The sequence below is a fragment of the Streptomyces sp. NBC_00582 genome (genome assembly GCF_036345155.1).
GTDB lineage: Bacteria > Actinomycetota > Actinomycetes > Streptomycetales > Streptomycetaceae > Streptomyces.
In genome coordinates this window covers 5,935,921-5,952,978 of the sequence record NZ_CP107772.1, presented here as the reverse complement: position 1 = coordinate 5,952,978, position 17,058 = coordinate 5,935,921, and the positions used below count along the sequence as shown (strand labels likewise).

Below are 17,058 nucleotides of genomic sequence, written 5' to 3'. Positions count from 1 at the left end.
CCGTCACCCCCTCAGGGGGCGCGGGGAACTGCGCGACCAGCCACGACGCACCCGCACCCGCCGATCGAACCGACACTCACCCGTTGGGCCGCGCCCCCTCCGCCGCGGCCCGCCGCATCTCCTCCAGCCGCTCCAGCATCGGCATCGGATCCACCCCCACCGACCCCGGCAGCGCCTCCGCGATCCGCGACGGCGTCCAGGAACCCCCCTCGGCATACGCGGCCCGCAGCTCCCGCGGCTGCGCCCACACAGCGATCTTCGCACCGGCGACGGTGTAGACCTGTCCGGTTATCCCAAGCTCCCGCGAGCGGTCCGACAAGAGGAAAATCACCATCGCGGCGACATCCTCCGGCTCCCCGATCTCCGCCAGCTCCATCGGCACGCCCGCCGACATCCGCGTCCGTGCGACCGGCGCGACCGCGTTGGCGGTCACGCCGTACTTGTGCAGGCCCAGCGCGGCGCTCCGCACCAGCGAGATGATCCCGCCCTTCGCCGCGCTGTAGTTGGCCTGCGAGACGGACCCCTGGTGGTTGCCGCTGGTGAAGCCGATCAGCGTGCCCGATCCCTGCCGGCGCATGACGGCGGAGGCGGCCCGGAAGACCGTGAAGGTGCCCTTGAGGTGGGTGGCGACCACCGGGTCCCACTCCTCCTCGGACATGTTGAACAGCATCCGCTCCCGCAGGATCCCGGCCACGCAGACGACCCCGTCGAGCCGCCCGTACGCCTCCAGGGCGGTGTCCACGACCCGCTGTCCGCCCGCCATCGTGGAGATGTCGTCGGCGACCGCGACGGCCTGGCCGCCGGCCGCCTCGATCTCCTTGACGACGGCCTCGGCGACCTCGCTCGTGGGCGACGCGCCGTCCACGCCCACCCCGTAGTCGTTGACGACGACCAGGGCGCCCTCGGCCGCCGCCGCGAGCGCCACCGCCCGTCCGATGCCCCGCCCCGCTCCTGTGACGGCGACGACCTTGCCGGTCAAGAAGTTCCCCACGCCCGGCCCCTTCCCGCGTTTTCCGACGGACGGTTAGATGCTTCAGAAGAACGTATCTGACGGTCCGTTAGATTTTATGTCCCGCCGGACGGGCGAGGACAAGCCCCGGGGAGGCACCGGATGGCACTGCCGGAGGAGTTCCACGACATCGCCAAGCGCGTCAACAACTGGGGGCGCTGGGGGGCGGCCGACGAGATCGGCACGCTCAACCTGATCACCGACGAGGTGGTGCGCGGCGCGGCCGCCGAGATCCGCTCGGGGCGCCGGGTGCCGCTGGCCCTCCCCCTGCGCGAGGACGGGGTGCAGACCGGGATGATCCCGGGGCGGGTCAACCCGATGCACACCATGGTGCAGATCAACCAGGAGATCTTCGGGCCCGGCACGGTCGCGTGCAGCGACGACGCCGTGACGATGGGCCTGCAGGCGGCCACCCACTGGGACGCGCTGACCCATGTCTCGCACTCGGGCAAGATCTACAACGGCCGCCCGGCGTCCGGCATCACCGCGCACGCGGGTGCCGAGTTCAGCGGGATCGACAAGGTGCGGCACCTCGTCTCGCGCGGGGTGCTGCTGGACGTGGCACGCGCGCGTGGCGTCGACCGGCTGGAGGGCGGACACCCGGTCACCCCGGAGGACCTGGAGGCGGCGGAGGAACTGGCGGGCACGCGCGTGCGGGCCGGCGACATCGTGCTCGTACGGACCGGGCAGGTCCGGCTCTATCTGTCCGGCGACAAGCACGCGTACGCGTTCCCGTCGCCGGGGCTGTCGGTGCGCACGCCCGAGTGGTTCCACGCGCGCGATGTGGCGGCCGTCGCCAACGACACGATGACCTTCGAGATCTTCCCGCCGGAGATCGAGGACCTGTGGCTGCCCGTGCACGCCCTCGATCTGATGGAGATGGGGATGCTGCAGGGCCAGAACTGGAATCTCGAAGAGTTGTCCACAGCCTGTGGAGAAGAGGGCCGGTACGCGTTCCTGCTGTCGGCGATGCCGGAGCCGTTCGTCGGCGGGACGGGAACCCCGGTGGCCCCCGTGGCCGTGCTCTGAGTCCCTCAAGAGGTCCGATGGCGGCGCGCCGCTGCCCGCCCCGAGCACGGCACCGCGCGCCGCCATCCGACTCGGCGTGCCCTCCCCGGCTCCCCCTCCGGCCCTGAGGGACTCGACGCCGAATCACGATCCGCACTCGACAAGGGCCGCGGTCACCGAAGCCCTCGCCGTCCCCTCGCGGCGAATCGCTGACCACAAGCGTGATCAAACGGACACGTCACGTCAACACCTGGCAGGAGATTTGTTACTTACGCCCTATTTGCAGCGGGCGCACACGGAAGCACATCCCGGCGCACCGAGACCGCGCCGACTCAGGGCGACAGCGCTTTCTCCACCCGTGCACCGCGGACCGTCGGCCGATCGCCCGGCACTCACACCGCCTCGAACGCGCGTCCCTCGTACGCGGGCTGCGGACGGACCGGCGGCTTCGGGTACACGGGAGGCTTCGGATACACGGGCTCCGGGTAGGCCGTGACCTCCAGGCCGCCCGCCAGGGCTCCGCGCTCGCCCCTGCTCTCGCCGTCCGCCGCGCCCTCTGCGGGCCGCTCACAGCGGTCGAGTTCGCACCAGATGCGCTTGCCGCCGCCCTCGACGCTCCAGCCCCAGCGGTCCGCGAGGCAGTCGACGAGGGCGAGGCCCCGGCCACCGGTGGCGTCGTCGCCCACACAGCGGGGCACGGGGGCACGGTCGCTGGTGTCCGCCACCTCCAGCCGGACGGTGGCCGCCCCGGCCGCGGCGCCGCGGCCGCCGCCCGGCAGCGACAGCCGCACCACGGCCGGACGGCCGGTGTGCACCACGGCGTTGGTGACCAGTTCGGAGACGAGCAGGATCAACGTCTCGGCGAGCGGTTCGTCATCCCCTATGCCGCACCCGGCAAGGCGCGAACGGGCCCACCTCCGGGCGCGCCCCACCTCTGCGGGGTCGGGCCGGATCTCCAGTTGCACTTGAAGCACCTGCACCGCTCACACCATCCGAACCGGCGGACACATGGCCGTGCGCCACGCGAGCCACGCGAGTCGCGCGGGCACCATGACGACGGGGGCCACGATCGTAGCCATTTTCTGCATGGCCAGAACAACGGCCAGAGGCAGCGTGACGGAACGTGAATCCCTTACGAGACAGCTTGGTTGACGTACAGTCACCTCAACAAGCGCTTCGGGCATATTCCAGCGCGAAGGAGTACCCGTGCGGCATACTGTGCGACGCCCGCGCCAGGGAGTCGAACAGGCGGGGGCCTGACGCCCGTCCGCCCTGCGAGCAGCGGCATGCACCGCCGGTTTCGGCACCGCCCCAGGGGCACCACCGGCATGGCTCGTGCTCGGAACCACTCGCATCCCACAGAAGGTACCGGAGGGGCCGGTCGACTCCGGGCCGTGACGGGTCACGCATCGGACACAACCCGGTATCAACGCTCCGTGAACCCGGATTGCCACAATCCGCGACACCCGTACGGCAGTCCGAGCCACGCTCATGTCATCGGCGCAGGCAGCGGCGCTACCGGCCCGCAGCGGTCAGCAGTTCCCGCGCGAGCAGTTCCTCACTCTCCGTACCACCTCCCGCACGCCGGGTGCGCACCCAGGCGCGTTTCAGCAGCAGATGGACGTCCGCCTCCCAGGTGAACCCCATGCCGCCGTGCACCTGGAGACAGTCGCGCGCGCCGCGTACGGCGGCCTCGTCCGCGAGGAGGCGGGCGGCGGCGATGTCACCCGGATCGGCGGTGACGGCGGCCGCGTAGACCGCCGCACGGGCCACCTCGACCCGCACCAGCAGCTCCGCGCACAGATGTTTGACGGCCTGGAAGGCACCGATCGGCTGCCCGAACTGTTCGCGCGCCCGCGCGTGTTGCACGGCCAGCTCGCACGCGCGCGTGGCGGTGCCGAGCTGCTCGGCGGCGGTGAGGAGGACCGCGACGGGGTCGGCGACGTGATCGGCCGCCGGCTGCCCGGAACCGCCCGCCGTCCGGTGCAGCGGCGTCAACGGATCCACCGACCGCAGCGACACGGCACCCGTGGCGTCCCCCTCCACCACGTCCGCCTCCGCCAGCCACTCCACCAGCCCGCCGGGGTCCACGGCCGTCACCACGGTCTCCCCCTCGGCCGCCCCGGGCACCCGGCCCGCCGCGAGGTGGGTGGCGGCCAGGGGGCCCGGCAGGAGGGCCCGGCCCGCCTCCTCGAAGGCCAACACGGCCTCCGGCAGGCCCAGTCCGACCCCGCCCGCCGCCTCCGGCAGCCGCAGCGCGAAGAAGCCGGCGGCGCCCAGCTCCCGCCACAGCGCCCGGTCGAGCCCGGGCCGCTCCACGGCGGCCCGCAGCGCGTCCCGGTCGAAGCGCCGGGCGAGCAGGTCCCGTACCCCTTGCCGCAACGCCCGCTGGTCGTCCGTCAGTCGAAAACGCACGGGGACGTCTCACCACCCTTTCGGCCGCGCAAGCAGAAGCTCACCGCTCACCGCCCCTTCGGCAGCCCGAGGATCCGTTCCGCCACGATGGTGCGCTGGATCTGGGAGGTGCCGGCCGCGATGGTGTACGACAGCGAGGAGAGCCGGTCGAGCACCCAGGGCCGGTCGAGGTCGAGGGCCGCGTCGCCCAGGACGTCGGCGGCGGTGTCGTACAGCTCCTGACGGGCGTGCGAATACCTCAGTTTGAAGATCGAACCCCCGACGCCGGGCACCCCGCCGGCCGAGGCCTCGCTCACGTTCCACTGCGTCAGCCGCCACAGCGCCCGGAACTCGGCCTCCAGCAGGGCCAGCCGGCGCCGCAGGACGGGGTCGTCCCAGCGGCCGTCGGCATGGGCCGCGCGGGCCAGTTCGCCGAGGACGCGCCGGCAGGCGACGACCTCGCCGACGAACGCGGTGCCGCGCTCGAAGGACAGCGTGACCATGGTGACCCGCCAGCCGTCGTTCTCCTCGCCGACGCGGTGGGCCGCCGGCACCCGTACCTCGTCGAGGAACACCTCGGCGAACTCGGCGGACCCGGCGAGCGTCCGCAGCGGCCGTACGGTGATCCCGGGGGCGTCCATGGGCATGGCCAGCCAGGTGATGCCCCGGTGTTTCGCCGCCGTGGGATCGGTCCGCACCAACAGTTCGCACCAGTCGGCGACTTCGGCGTGCGAGGTCCAGATCTTGGACCCGCTCACCACGTAGTCGTCCCCGTCGCGCCACGCGCGGGTGCGCAGCGCCGCGAGGTCGGAGCCGGCGTCGGGTTCGCTGAAGCCCTGGCACCAGACCTCCTCGCCGCGCAGGATCGGCTCCAGCCAGCGCGCGCGCTGGGCGTCCGTGCCCTCGGCGGCGATCGTCGGCCCCGCGTGCAGCAGTCCGACGAAGTTGGCGCCCACATAGGGCGCGCCGGCCTTCTCCGTCTCCTCCAGGAAGATCAGCCGGGTCGTCGGCTCGGCGTCCCAGTGCACGTGCGCGTACCCGGCGTCGTACAGCATGCGCTGCCACCCGAGGTCCCAGGCGCGGCGGCCCGGCCAGTCGTCGGGGGACGGCTTCGGCGGGAGGGCGGGCAGCGCCTTGCCGAGCCAGTCCCGCAGCCGGGCGCGGAAGTCCTCCTCCTCGGGCGAGTAGGACAGGTCCATCACTTGTCGAAGTCCAGGTCGAGCATGCGGATCGCGTTGCCCCGCATCAGCTTGTAGACCGTCTCGTCGTCGAGGCCCTGAACGTGGTCGAGGGCGACCTCCCTGGTGTGCGGGAAGGTCGAGTCGACGTGGGGGTAGTCGGTCTCGAAGGTGGCGTTGTCGCGGCCGACGACATCCAGGGAGGCCACCCCGTGCTTGTCGCGGAAGAAGCAGCAGTACATCTGCCGGTAGTAGTAATTCGAGGGCGGTTCGGGGATCAGGTCGCGCACCCCGCCCCAGGCCCGGTGCTCCTCCCAGACGTCGTCGGCGCGCTCCAGGGCGTACGGGATCCAGCCCATCTGGCCCTCGGAGTAGGCCAGTTTGAGCGTCGGGAACTTCACCAGGACCCCGCTGAACAGGTAGTCCATCATCGAGGCCATCGCGTTGTTGAACGACAGGGACGCCTGGACGGCGGGGGGCGCGTCCGGGGACGCGGCCGGCATCTGCGAGGACGAGCCGATGTGCATGTTGACGACCGTCCCGGTCTCCTCGCACACGGCGAAGAACGGGTCCCAGTGGCCGGAGTGGATGGACGGCAGCCCGAGGTGGGTGGGGATCTCGGAGAAGGTGACCGCGCGCACCCCGCGGGCGGCGTTGCGCCGGATCTCGGCGACGGCCAGGTCGATGTCCCACAGCGGGATCAGGCAGAGCGGGATGAGGCGGCCGCCGCTGTCGCCGCACCACTCCTCGACCATCCAGTCGTTGTAGGCACGCACGCACGCGTGCGCGACCTCCTTGTCGTGCGCCTCGGCGAAGGTCTGTCCGCAGAAGCGCGGGAAGGACGGGAAGCACAGGGAGGCCTCGACGTGGTTGAGGTCCATGTCCTCGAGCCGGGCCTTCGGGTCCCAGCAGCCGCGCCGCATCTCCTCGCGGGTGATGCCCTCCAGGGTCATCTCGTCCCGGTCGAAGCCGACGGCGGCGATGTTGCGCTTGTACGGGAACTTCAGGTCCTCGTAGATCCACCAGTCGGTGGGCTGGCCGTCGGGGTCCATGGTGATCTGGTACTTCCCGGCGACGTAGGCCAGCTCGCCGATCCCGGCGGTGAGGGGCTGCGGCCCGCGGTCGCGGTACTTCTGCGGCAGCCAGGTCGCGAAGAGGTGCGCGGGTTCGATCACATGGTCGTCGACGCTGATGATGCGGGGCAGTTCGGTGGCCATGGGTTCCCCTCCGCCGGACGGTACTTATCTGATGACCCGTCAGATAGCATGGCACCTGACGAGTCGTCAGCCAAGCTGGGGGCAGCCATGAACGACACCCCGCACTCCCTGAGTTCCTCCCGCACCCTGTGGGACCTGGTCGCCCGGCGCGCCGACCTCACCCCCGACCGGCCCGTCCTGCTGCAGGGCGACCGCGCGCTGACGTTCGACGGGCTACGCGCGCGTGCCGAACGGACGGCGGCCGGGCTGTACGGCATGGGGGTGCGCCCCGGCACGGTCGTCGCCTGGCAGCTGCCCACCCGGATCGAGACGGCGGTGCTGTCCTTCGCGCTGGCCCGCCTGGGTGCCGTGCAGAGCCCCGTCATCCCGTTCTACCGGGACCGCGAGGTCGGCTTCGCGCTCAGGGAGTCACGGGCGGAGTTCTTCGCCGTACCGGGCGTCTGGCGCGGTTTCGACCACGGCGAGATGGCACTGCGGCTCGGTGCGAAAGGCGTGTTCGACGCCTACGACGACCTGCCCGAGGGCGATCCGGCGATACTGCCCCCGCCGCCCACCGACGGCACCGCGGTCCGCTGGATCTACTGGACCTCCGGCACGACCTCCGACCCCAAGGGCGTCCTGCACACCGACCGCTCCCTCATCGCGGGCGGCTCCTGTCTCGCGCACGCGCTGCGGCTGACCTCCGACGACGTGGGCTCGATGGCCTTCCCGTACGCGCACATCGCCGGGCCCGACTACACGGTCATGCTCCTGCTGTACGGCTTCCCCGCGGTGATGTTCGAGCAGTTCGCGCTGCCGGACGCGCTCGACGAGTACCGCCGGCACGGGGTGACGGTGGCGGGCGGGTCGACGGCGTTCTACTCGATGTTCCTGGCCGAGCAGCGCAAGCAGCCGGGCGTCCCGGTGATCCCCTCGCTGCGGCTGCTCGCCGGGGGCGGGGCGCCGAAGCCGCCCGAGGTGTACCACGCGGTCGTCCGGGAGATGGGCGTGCAGCTCACGCACGGCTACGGCATGACCGAGGTACCGATGATCACCATGGGGTCGCCGGACGACACCGTGGAGAACCTCGCGACGACCGAGGGCCGGCCGCCGGAGGGCATGGAGATACGGATCGCGGAGGGCGGGGAGGTGCGGCTGCGCGGGGAGGCCGTGTGCCGGGGCTATCTGGACCCGGCGCAGACCGCGGAGGCCTTCGACGAGGACGGCTTCCTGCGCACCGGTGACCTCGGGCGGGTCACCGCGAGCGGGCATCTGGTGCTCACCGGGCGGCTGAAGGACGTCATCATCCGCAAGGGCGAGAACATCTCCGCCAAGGAGATCGAGGACCTGCTGGCCGCCCGCCCGGACGTCGGGGACGTGGCGGTGATCGGGCTGCCGGACACCGAGCGCGGGGAGCGGGTGTGCGCGGTGGTGGAGCGGGCGGCGGGCGCGCAGGATCCCACGCTCGAGGAGCTGACGTCGTATCTGCGCGCGGCGGGACTGTCCGTGCACAAGCTGCCGGAGCAGCTGGAGGTGGTGGACGCCCTGCCGCGCAACGACACGCTCCGCAAGGTCCTCAAGTACCGGCTGCGCGAGCGCTACTCGGAGACGGTGAAGTAGCGCGCGAACGCGGGGACGACGTCCGGCTCGCCGATCCGGCCGTCGGTGTCGGTGTCGAGGCCGGCGGCGACCGTGCGGGCGAGGTCCTCGGGGACGCCCAGGACGCGCAGCACGCGCGCGGTGTCCTCGACCGTGACCAGGCCGTCGCCGTCGGCGTCGGCGATGTCCAGGGCGGCGTGCAGGAAGGGGCGGGCGATCTCGGCGAAGCGGCCGGGGTTGTCGTGCAGGCGCTTGACCGCGCCGCCGACGAACTCGTCCCGGGTGATGCGCTGGTCGCCGTCCCGGTCCGCGATGCCCGCCATGCCCTGCCAGAAGGCCTCCGCGCCCGCGTACAGCGCCTGGCCCCTGTCGGAGCGGGCCGCGGTGCCGAACTCGGCGAGCAGGGCCTTGGCGGCCGCGCCGAAGTCCTCGCGGTCGATGTAGCCGTTGCCGTCCTGGTCGAAGGTGGCGAACCGGTCGGCGATCCTGCGTTCGTACTCGCTGCTGACCATGTGTCCTCCGGGCCGCCGTACGTCCTGATGTCGGGGTGCTTCCGCCAGGGAGCGTACGACGCCGAAGGTGCCGGGGCGGTGCGGAAGCGGGGTCTGTGCCCGGACCGGGGGAATTTCGGGACACCCTTGTGGCAGACCGAGGATGTGATCGACTGTCCGGTGTGGAAGCAGTGGCGGCGAGTGTCATAGCGGTGCTGGGGACCCTGCTGGGCGCGGGTCTCACCCATCGGTTCCAGGTGCGGGCGGTGGAGCGCACCGAGCGGTTCACCCGCGACGAGAGGCTGCGCCAGGAACGCATGGACGCCTACGGCTCGTACGCCGGGGCACTCGTGAACTACCGGCGCGCGCTGGTGCACCGCTGGTTCCGTGAGCACGAGGGCGGCTCCCCCGAGGAGGTCACGGAGAACCGCATGGCGGGCTACGAGCTGCGCTCCGTCGCCCAGGAGGCGCTGTTCCGGGTGCAGATGCTGTCGCCGGACGAGACGCTCGTGCAGCGGGCCTGGGAGGTGCTCCTGCAGATCGACCGGGTGCACAAGGCGGCGGACCCTGAGGACTTCGACCGGTGCCGGGACATCACCCGGGAACTGATCAAGGACTTCGTGACCACCGCCAAGGGCACGCTCGGACTGACCTGAGCCCGGCTCACGCCGACAGCGGCTCCGGGCCGTCCTCGGCCACGGCCTCCGCGAGGTCGCCGTACACGTCGAAGAGGCGCCGCACGCCGAGCGCGCCCAGGACGCGGTTGACGTGGGAGTCCTCCGCGGCCCCGCGCGCGGGCAGGATCAGCCGCAGCCGGCCCCGGCAGGAGCGGATGAGCCTACGGGCCGCGATGAGCACGCCGACGCCGCTGGAGTCGCAGAAGTACACCTCGGAGAGGTCCAGGACGAGGCTGTGGCGGCCCTCGGCCACCTCGTCGTGCACCCGCTGTCGCAGCAGCGGCGACGTCACCAGGTCCAGTTCGCCCGACACCTGGAGCACGGCCCAACCGCCCCGCTCGCCGCCGGTCACTTTGAAGGCCACCACCACGCCTTTCCCTCGCCGTAAACGGAAGCCGTCCCTACGCTTCCTTGCAGCGCGGCTGCCCAGCGGCGTTGCCCCGAAACACCTGGCGAAAAACAGCTACGCGGGGGTAGAGGCTTGATTCCGTCGTATCCAGTCCTGTTCGATCTGCATCGGTCCACACCAATCAGAAACAGAACACACTTGATCCTGATTGGTCAGGATGAGTCGGGGTAGGCGCCGCCCTATACCATCGCCCGGCCGCTCAGGGGCGCACATTGAAACAAAGGGGCGTGCGTTGTCGTACGTGCCGACTACATTCGAGGTGACGGTGGACGCAGGCTGGGCCGGGACACGGGCACGGGTGAGGGGGCCGCATGGCGAAGAAGGACGCACCGCCCCGCTGGGACCGCAGGATGCAGCAGCGACTCGCGCGCGGTGAGGCGGCCGCCCTCGGTGAGCTCTACGACCGTTTCGCTTCGCTCGTGCACGGCCTCGCCCATCGTGTGCTCAAAGACGAACACGCGGCCGACTGTGTCACCCGTGAGGTGTTCGTCCATGTCTGGCAGCACCCCGACGCCTACGACCCCCGGCAGAGCCCCCTGCGCACCTGGATCGCCGCGTTGACCCACCGGCTCGCCGTGCAGCGGCTGCGCGCCGCCGGGACCGCCGCGCTGGCCGAGGGCGGCCCCGGCACCGCCGACGACCTGGAGCACACGGTGCGGCACGCCTCGGTCGCCGCCCGCGCCGACTACATCGTCCAGGCCATGCCCACCCCGCTGCGCGCCGCCCTGGAGCTGGCCTACTTCCAGCGCCGCGACTACCGCCAGACCGCGGCCGACCTGGGCGTCACCGAGGACGAGGCCCGCCGTCGGCTCCGCCTCGGCCTGCAACTGCTGTCCACCGCCCACGACGCCCCCTCCCCCGGGGTCCCGCCCGAATACGGGGGTGCGGCGTGAGCGGCACGGACGGATTCGAGGCGTACGACGGCGAGAGCGAGGACGACGAGGAGAAGGAGTTCCCGGCCACGAACGGCGACATCGCGGACGACGGCACCGCCGACCGCCCCGCGCCCCCCGAGGGCGCCACGGCGCGTCCGCCCCGGATCCCGCTCCCCCGGGCCTCCGTCGAGGACAGCGGGCTGCCGCTGCCCGCGCTGGAGGCGCCCACCGTCACGGAACCGCTCCGGCTGGAGCACCCCGTACTGAAGTCCCTGCTGGGGGCATGGGCGCTGGCGGCCTGCTCGGCCGAGGAGACGGCGGCCGTCGAGGACCACCTCGGCGACTGCGGCCCCTGCGCGGACGAGGCCAGGCGGCTGCGCGAGGCGGTGGGGCTGCTCCAGCGCCCCGAGAGCCTCGACCTCGACCCCGGCCTGCGCACCCGCGTCCTGGAGGCCTGCCTCGACCTCCGCCCGCCGCGCATACCGGTACCGGCGTGGGCGGCCTCGTACGACGCCGAGACCGCGCGACTGGACGCTTTGCTCCAGGACTTCGGCGACGCCGAGTGGCACGCGCCCGTACGGCTGCGCTGGTTCCGCGGCGACGGCGAGACCAGCCGCCGGACCACCGTCGCCGGGGTGATCGCCCATCTCCTCGCGGTGGACGGCCTGATCGCGGTGGCCCTCGGTCTGGAGGACCCGCTCGGCGACGACGTCAAGGCCGAGACCGACCGGCTGCGCGGCCCGGCCGAGCGCACCGAGGCGTTCTGGGAGGCCTCCCACTTCCCGCCCACCCGCTCGGTGCGCGGCCCCTGGCGCGAACAGAGCCACGCGCTCGTGCGCACGGTCTCCTTCACCGGCGCGGGTCCCGGGACCCTGCCGATCTCGTACGGGGACTTCGAGCTGCCCCTGCGCGACGCGATGCTGGACCGGGCGTTCGAGTGCTGGGTGCACGCGGAGGACATCGCGGAGGCGGTCGACTATCCGTACGCGCCGCCCGCGCCCCGCCATCTGCGCGGCATGATCGACCTGGCGGCGCGGATGCTGCCGCAGGCCCTCGCGGCGCGCCGGCGCGCGGGTCTGGCCGCGCCCGCGCCGAGCGCCGCGCGCCATCTGGTGAGCGCCGGCAGCCCGGGCCGCAGCCTGCGGCTGGAGATCGAGGGCGACGGCGGCGGCCAGTGGCTGATCCCCCTGGACTCACCCGGAGCGGTGGGCTCCGCCGATCACGAGGTGGCGCACGTGGCGCTGGACGACGTGGAGTTCTGCCGACTGGCGGCGGGGCATGTGCGGCCGGAGGAGGCTGCGGCGGGGCAGCTGGGGGATCGGGAGGCGATCAGGGACGTGCTGTTCGCCGCCGCGTCGCTGAGCCGGATGTAGGGGCTGGTTGGGGTCCGTCGGCCGGTGCGGGTGCGTGGGGGTTGTTCGCGCAGTTCCCCGCGCCCCTGTACAGCCGGCGTGACGTTCCAGGGGCGCCGGGAACCGCGCGAGCGACCACGGACGACCCGCACCCGCCCCCGAGACGCAACCCCCCGCCTCCCTAGGCGAACACGACCGTCCGGCGCCCGTTGAGGAGAATCCTGCGCTCCGCGTGCCACTTCACGGCCCGCGCCAGCGCCTGGCACTCCACGTCACGGCCGACCGCCACGAGCTGGTCCGGCGTGACGTCGTGCCCCACCCGCTCGACCTCCTGCTCGATGATCGGCCCCTCGTCGAGATCGGCGGTCACATAGTGCGCCGTCGCGCCGATCAGCTTCACGCCCCGTGTGTGCGCCTGGTGGTACGGCTTCGCGCCCTTGAAGCTCGGCAGGAACGAGTGGTGGATGTTGATGATCCGCCCGCTGAGCTGCTTGCACAGATCGTCCGAGAGCACCTGCATGTAGCGGGCGAGGACGACCAGCTCGACGTCCTGCTCCCGCACGATCTCGAGCAGCTTCGCCTCGGCCTCGGCCTTGGTCTCCCTCGTCACCGGGATGTGGTGGAAGGGAAGGTCGTACGAGCCCACCAGCTCGGCGAAGTCGGTGTGGTTGGACACCACCGCCGCGATCTCCACCGGCAGCGCGCCGATCCGGGCGCGGAACAGCAGGTCGTTCAGGCAGTGGCCGAACTTGCTGACCATCAGGACGACGCGCATCTTCTCGTCGGCCCGGTTGATCTGCCAGTCCATGTGGAAGGAGTCGCCGATCGCCGCGAAGCTCGCGCGCAGCTTGTCCACGGTCTGCGGCGACTCGGCCGAGAAGTGGACGCGCATGAAGAACAGACCCGTGTCGTGGTCGCCGAACTGCTGGCTGTCCTCGATGTTGCAACCGGTCATGAACAGGTAGCTCGACACGGCGTGCACGATGCCCTGCTTGTCCGGGCAGGAGAGGGTGAGGACGTACTGGTCGGCGGGGGTCGCCGCGGCTCGGGCGGACTGCTCACTCATGCAGCACAGGGTCTCACGTCCACCGGGCGCGACGGCAGGCCGTCCGCTACGCGGACCTCGTCATGATCCGCAGTACTTCCAGCGTGCGCGGCGGCGCGTCCGGGTCCTCGCCGTCGGCCACCGCCATCCGGACGTGCGCGTCCCGTGCCGCGTGCACGGCCTCGGGCCAGCCGGGGTGGGAGACATAGGTGGAGACGGGCGCGTCCGGGCCGACCTGGTGCATGATCCGCAGGACGCGCAGCACGGCGCTGTCGACGAGGGCCGCCTCCTGCGAGTCGCGGAAGATCGTGCCGACGTACTTCTCGGCGGACCAGTTGTCGAGCCAGGTGTCCTCGACCAGACGGTAGACGGCGTCGGTGACGTCGCCGTAGCCGTCGGCGCCGGACAGCCAGACGTTCTGCTGGAACACCGGGTCGGAGAGCATGTGCAGCGCGGAGCGCACATTGCTGCGCCAGCGCCACCACGGCATGTCGTTGAGTGGCATGCCGCCCATGGTGGAGGAGCGACGGCCGCGACGGGAAGAGTTCTCCGAACCTTGCACGGTCATCGATCGTACGTTTTCCCGTCCCGGGGACCTCACCGCCCCCGGTAATTCACCCTCGCGTCACCCCCCGTTGACCGTGGGTCACTCCCAGGTTGGTCATGTGACGGAATGGTGCGTGTTCATGACCGGCAGGCGACGCACGCTCCAGCGAAGTACCTTCCTCCCCAGGTTTCTCCGCAGCACCGGACACGTCAGAGCGGCCGCCCTCGCGGCGGGTGCCCTGACCGCCGTCGCGTCGCTGACCGCCGGATGCGGGGTCGTCCCCGGAGTCACGGGGGGTTCCGGGGACGACCCGATCGTCGTGATGACCTGGGCGCCGGTGGGCACGGCCGCCACCAACAAGCCCGGAATGCCCGCCTTCGCCCGTGCCTACGCCCGCTGGGTCAACGCCAAGGGCGGCATCAGCGGCCATAAGCTCACCGTCCTGACCTGCAACGACCACAACGACGCGGTGTCCGCGGCGGCCTGTGCCCGGCGCGCGGTCAAGGAGAAGGCGGTCGCCGTCGTCGGCTCCTACAGCCAGCACTCCGACGCGTTCTTCCCGCATCTGGAGGGCGCCGGCATCCCCTACATCGGCGGCTTCGGCGTCACCACACCCGAGTTCACCAGCCCGCTGTCCTACCCGGTCAACGGCGGCCAGCCCGCGCTGCTCGCCGGCCTCGGCACGATGCTGGCGGACTCCTGCACCGGGCCGGTGGCGCTCGTGCGCCCCGACACCATCGCGGGCGACGCCCTGCCGCCGATGCTGGACGCGGGCCTGAAGGCGCGCGGCCACGACCGGGCCGAGGACCAGCGGGCCGCGGAGGACTCCACCGAGTACTCCGCGCAGGCCGACAAGGCCCTGCGGGCCGCCACCGGCGGTACGGCGGGCAGCAGCCGCAAGGGCTGTGTGGTCCCCGCGCTGGGCGACCGCAACGGCACCTTCATGGACTCCTTCCGCCGCAGCCGCGCGGACTATCCCTCGGTGAACACCGGAAGCGTGCTGGGCAGCGTCGACCAGACCGTCATCGACGCCAGCGGCGGCGCCTCCGGCCCGTACGAGGGGGCGTACGTCACCGGCTGGTACCCGGTGGCGAGCGACAAGCGGTGGGACGGGATGAAGAAGGTGATCAGCGAGTCCGCCTTCTCGGACACCAGCATCGACCCCTCCGACACCGGTGTGCAGACCACCTGGATCGCCTACAACGTGCTCCGGCAGGCCGTGGAGTCGCTGGGCGACGGCGAGGTGAGCGCCGACACGGTCCGCGGCGCCCTCAACGGCGGCGGGAAGTTCACCACTGGCGGGCTCACCCCCACCCTGCGCTGGAAGTTCACCAACCGGCTCGCCGCCGTCGGCTTCCCCCGGCTGTCCAACGCCGAGGTGACCGTGCAGCAGGTACGCAAGGGCCGGCTGGTGGCCGCGCGGAAGGGCTTCGTCGACGTGACGGAGACCATGGAGAACGCGGACCTCGGCTGAGGCCCGCCGCACTCGCACCCCGCCGCGCCGCGGCCCGCCCGGCTCAGAGCTGGGTGGGCTGGCGCTGGGTCAGTCCGTACGTCCGGGCGATCGCGTTCCACAGCCCGGCGGCCTGGTTCTTCTGGGCGCTCGCGGTGCCGCTCTCCCGGTTGCCCTGCGCGGTGGCGGCCGTGGTGCGGGCGCCGCCCTTCTTGCAGGCCTTCCGCTTGTTGCCGGCGACCTCGTCGGCCCAGTCCGCGTAGTGGTTGTCGGCGGCCGCGGACGCCTGCCACGCCTTGGTGAGGGCGCCGGTGAGCGCCGCGTGGTCGGGCAGCTTGTCGACGTCGAGCGCGGCCAGCTTCGTGACCAGCCCGGTGCGCTGGCCGGCGGCGGCCCGCAGATCCGAGGCGGCCTGGTCGAGGTTGTTGCACGCCTTCACGTTCGCCACCGCGGCGATCACGCTGGCCCGGCTGCTGCCGCTGTCCGCGAGCAGCTTGTCCAGGGCGGTCGCCTGCTGCTTCGCCGCGTCGCCGGAGGAGGCCGACGGTTCGCTCGCGGAGGCGGACGCGGCGACGGTCTTGCCGTCGTCGCTCTTGTCGTCGTCGCCGCCTCCGCCGCCGAGCAGCGCGCCCGCGCCGACGCCGACGACGGCGAGCGCGACACCGATCGCCGCGAACAGCGGGAGCCGGGAGCCGGTACGGCCGCCGCGGCCCCGCTCGTCCCCGTGGTCGTCGGGGCGTACGGGCGGCACATAGGTGGGCTGAGGGGCGCGCGCGGCGGGTCCCGCGCCGTAGCCCTGGGGGCCGCCGCCGTAGCCGGGGGTCTCCGGCTCGGTGATGCGCGGAAGCTGCTGGGTGGCCCCGGCGGGGGGCGCGGCACCCGGACCGCCGCCCGGCCCGTCGCGGAAGAGGTTCTCGAACCCGGCCGGCGGCTGCGCGCCCGCACCGGCCGGCGGATACCCCTGCCCGGGCACGGGCGATATGTACTGCGTGGCCTCGGCGTCGGAGTGCCCCGCGCCCGGCATCGGGCCCGCGCCGTGCCCGCCTGCGGTGCCCAGGAAGTGCGTCGACTCGCCCGGCGTCTCGGGCGGCAGCGCGCCCGGCCGGACCGGCGGGATGTACTGCGTCGCGCCCTCGTCGCCGCCCGGCACGGGCCCGGAGGCGGGCACGGGCGGCAGCACCTGGGTACGGCCGTCGTCGACCGGACCCGCCGGGACCGGCGGGATGTACTGGGTGGCCCCCTCGGCGCCGTCGGCGAACGGCGGCAGCGGCACCCCGGACCCGCCCGGCGGGTAGGTCGGCGGGGAGGCCGACACCTGCGGGTTCCGGCCGTAGGCGTAGGGGTCCTGCGGGCTCTGGTCGTACGACGGCTGCGGCGGCGCCTGCGGGTGGTGACCGTACGTCGGGGCCGGGGCGCCCTCGGGCGGGAGCGGGCCCGCGCCCCACGCGTCGGGCTGCGCGCCGCCCCACTGCTGGGACTGCTGGTCCGCGGGCAGCGGCCAGCCCTGCTCCTGCTGCGCCGCCGGCGCCTGCTGGTCGGGCCCCCACGGCTGACCCCAGGTCTGACCGCCGGACGGCGGCTGCGCGGGCGGCTGCGGCTGCGCGGGCGGCTGCTGCTGCCCGTACGGCTGAGCCCCGTACGGACCGGGCTGCCCGCCCGCATGCCGCCCCGGCTGCGGCCCGCCGGCGTCCGTCAGCCCCGGAATGAGGGGCTCACCACCGTCGGAGGGCAGCACGATGCCTTCGCGCGCGGGCCGCGCCGAGGGCTCCTCGCCCTGTCCACTCTGCGTCACCGGGACTCCTACGAACGGGGGACTGTCGGAATC

Annotated in this window: 16 protein-coding genes; 6 read left to right on the top strand and 10 right to left on the bottom strand. The window is 72.5% G+C overall.

Features of this window, described 5'->3' with window-relative positions:
• Positions 1 to 76: 76 nt before the first annotated feature.
• Complete coding sequence (locus tag OG852_RS26685; RefSeq protein ID WP_133912063.1) at positions 77 to 991, bottom strand: SDR family oxidoreductase; 915 nt, start codon at positions 989 to 991, stop codon at positions 77 to 79.
• Positions 992 to 1,111: 120 nt separating this feature from the next.
• Here OG852_RS26685 and OG852_RS26680 point away from each other — a divergent pair, with 120 nt between their 5' ends.
• The gene (locus OG852_RS26680) at positions 1,112 to 2,038 is read left to right on the top strand and encodes a cyclase family protein (protein WP_330349164.1); all 927 of its coding nucleotides are present in this window, start codon (positions 1,112 to 1,114) and stop codon (positions 2,036 to 2,038) included.
• A 371-nt stretch (positions 2,039 to 2,409) separates the two neighbouring features.
• On the opposite strand, the gene OG852_RS26675 is transcribed toward OG852_RS26680, so the two are convergent.
• The 4 genes from OG852_RS26675 to OG852_RS26660 form a co-directional block, all read right to left on the bottom strand.
• On the bottom strand, positions 2,410 to 2,982 hold the full coding sequence (locus tag OG852_RS26675; RefSeq protein WP_330351498.1) for an ATP-binding protein: 573 nt from the start codon (positions 2,980 to 2,982) through the stop codon (positions 2,410 to 2,412).
• A gap of 550 nt (positions 2,983 to 3,532) precedes the next feature.
• Entirely contained in the window at positions 3,533 to 4,432 is a 900-nt protein-coding gene (locus tag OG852_RS26670; RefSeq protein ID WP_330349163.1) for an acyl-CoA dehydrogenase family protein, read from the bottom strand.
• Positions 4,433 to 4,479: 47 nt separating this feature from the next.
• Positions 4,480 to 5,610, bottom strand: a complete 1,131-nt coding sequence (locus OG852_RS26665) for an acyl-CoA dehydrogenase family protein (protein WP_133912383.1) — start codon at positions 5,608 to 5,610, stop codon at positions 4,480 to 4,482.
• The gene (locus tag OG852_RS26660) at positions 5,610 to 6,806 is read right to left on the bottom strand and encodes an amidohydrolase family protein (protein WP_133912059.1); all 1,197 of its coding nucleotides are present in this window, start codon (positions 6,804 to 6,806) and stop codon (positions 5,610 to 5,612) included. Before OG852_RS26660 ends, OG852_RS26665 begins: the two co-directional genes overlap by 1 nt.
• Before the next feature lie 87 nt (positions 6,807 to 6,893).
• Here OG852_RS26660 and OG852_RS26655 point away from each other — a divergent pair, with 87 nt between their 5' ends.
• On the top strand, positions 6,894 to 8,405 hold the full coding sequence (locus tag OG852_RS26655; protein ID WP_133912058.1) for a class I adenylate-forming enzyme family protein: 1,512 nt from the start codon (positions 6,894 to 6,896) through the stop codon (positions 8,403 to 8,405).
• Here OG852_RS26655 and OG852_RS26650 read toward each other — a convergent pair.
• Entirely contained in the window at positions 8,384 to 8,896 is a 513-nt protein-coding gene (locus OG852_RS26650; RefSeq protein ID WP_133912057.1) for an EF-hand domain-containing protein, read from the bottom strand. The two genes, OG852_RS26655 and OG852_RS26650, sit on opposite strands and share 22 nt — an antisense overlap.
• Before the next feature lie 161 nt (positions 8,897 to 9,057).
• Between OG852_RS26650 and OG852_RS26645 the strand changes: the two genes are divergently transcribed.
• A complete protein-coding gene (locus OG852_RS26645; protein WP_166663521.1) occupies positions 9,058 to 9,531 on the top strand; it encodes a hypothetical protein in 474 nt (157 codons plus the stop codon).
• 7 nt (positions 9,532 to 9,538) lie between these two features.
• On the opposite strand, the gene OG852_RS26640 is transcribed toward OG852_RS26645, so the two are convergent.
• Entirely contained in the window at positions 9,539 to 9,922 is a 384-nt protein-coding gene (locus tag OG852_RS26640; protein WP_133912056.1) for an STAS domain-containing protein, read from the bottom strand.
• Positions 9,923 to 10,272: 350 nt separating this feature from the next.
• Between OG852_RS26640 and OG852_RS26635 the strand changes: the two genes are divergently transcribed.
• Positions 10,273 to 10,854, top strand: a complete 582-nt coding sequence (locus tag OG852_RS26635) for an RNA polymerase sigma factor (protein ID WP_133912055.1) — start codon at positions 10,273 to 10,275, stop codon at positions 10,852 to 10,854.
• A gap of 80 nt (positions 10,855 to 10,934) precedes the next feature.
• Complete coding sequence (locus tag OG852_RS26630; RefSeq protein WP_133912381.1) at positions 10,935 to 12,209, top strand: maleylpyruvate isomerase N-terminal domain-containing protein; 1,275 nt, start codon at positions 10,935 to 10,937, stop codon at positions 12,207 to 12,209.
• A 160-nt stretch (positions 12,210 to 12,369) separates the two neighbouring features.
• Here the strand turns inward: OG852_RS26630 and purU are convergent, their stop codons facing one another.
• Both purU and OG852_RS26620 read right to left on the bottom strand, forming a co-directional pair.
• The gene (gene purU / locus OG852_RS26625) at positions 12,370 to 13,254 is read right to left on the bottom strand and encodes a formyltetrahydrofolate deformylase (protein ID WP_133912054.1); all 885 of its coding nucleotides are present in this window, start codon (positions 13,252 to 13,254) and stop codon (positions 12,370 to 12,372) included.
• A 46-nt stretch (positions 13,255 to 13,300) separates the two neighbouring features.
• Positions 13,301 to 13,801, bottom strand: a complete 501-nt coding sequence (locus OG852_RS26620) for an SCO4402 family protein (RefSeq protein ID WP_133912053.1) — start codon at positions 13,799 to 13,801, stop codon at positions 13,301 to 13,303.
• Positions 13,802 to 13,919: 118 nt separating this feature from the next.
• On the opposite strand from OG852_RS26620, the gene OG852_RS26615 reads away from it, so the two are divergent.
• Entirely contained in the window at positions 13,920 to 15,254 is a 1,335-nt protein-coding gene (locus OG852_RS26615) for an ABC transporter substrate-binding protein (RefSeq protein ID WP_330349162.1), read from the top strand.
• Between the two features lie 43 nt (positions 15,255 to 15,297).
• Here the strand turns inward: OG852_RS26615 and OG852_RS26610 are convergent, their stop codons facing one another.
• Positions 15,298 to 17,025 carry a hypothetical protein gene (locus tag OG852_RS26610; protein WP_330349161.1) on the bottom strand — a complete coding sequence of 576 codons (1,728 nt, stop codon included), beginning with the start codon at positions 17,023 to 17,025 and terminating at the stop codon, positions 15,298 to 15,300.
• Between the last annotated feature and the right edge of the window lie 33 nt (positions 17,026 to 17,058).

Excerpts from the sequence above, each read along its gene's own strand:
- OG852_RS26680 (WP_330349164.1), top strand. The coding sequence starts at position 1,112 with ATGGCACTGCCGGAGGAGTTCCACGACATCGCCAAGCGCGTCAACAAC.
- OG852_RS26665 (WP_133912383.1), bottom strand. The coding sequence starts at position 5,610 with ATGGACCTGTCCTACTCGCCCGAGGAGGAGGACTTCCGCGCCCGGCTG.
- OG852_RS26660 (WP_133912059.1), bottom strand. The coding sequence starts at position 6,806 with ATGGCCACCGAACTGCCCCGCATCATCAGCGTCGACGACCATGTGATC.
- OG852_RS26655 (WP_133912058.1), top strand. The coding sequence starts at position 6,894 with ATGAACGACACCCCGCACTCCCTGAGTTCCTCCCGCACCCTGTGGGAC.
- OG852_RS26650 (WP_133912057.1), bottom strand. The coding sequence starts at position 8,896 with ATGGTCAGCAGCGAGTACGAACGCAGGATCGCCGACCGGTTCGCCACC.
- OG852_RS26635 (WP_133912055.1), top strand. The coding sequence starts at position 10,273 with ATGGCGAAGAAGGACGCACCGCCCCGCTGGGACCGCAGGATGCAGCAG.
- purU (WP_133912054.1), bottom strand. The coding sequence starts at position 13,254 with ATGAGTGAGCAGTCCGCCCGAGCCGCGGCGACCCCCGCCGACCAGTAC.
- OG852_RS26620 (WP_133912053.1), bottom strand. The coding sequence starts at position 13,801 with ATGACCGTGCAAGGTTCGGAGAACTCTTCCCGTCGCGGCCGTCGCTCC.
- OG852_RS26615 (WP_330349162.1), top strand. The coding sequence starts at position 13,920 with ATGACCGGCAGGCGACGCACGCTCCAGCGAAGTACCTTCCTCCCCAGG.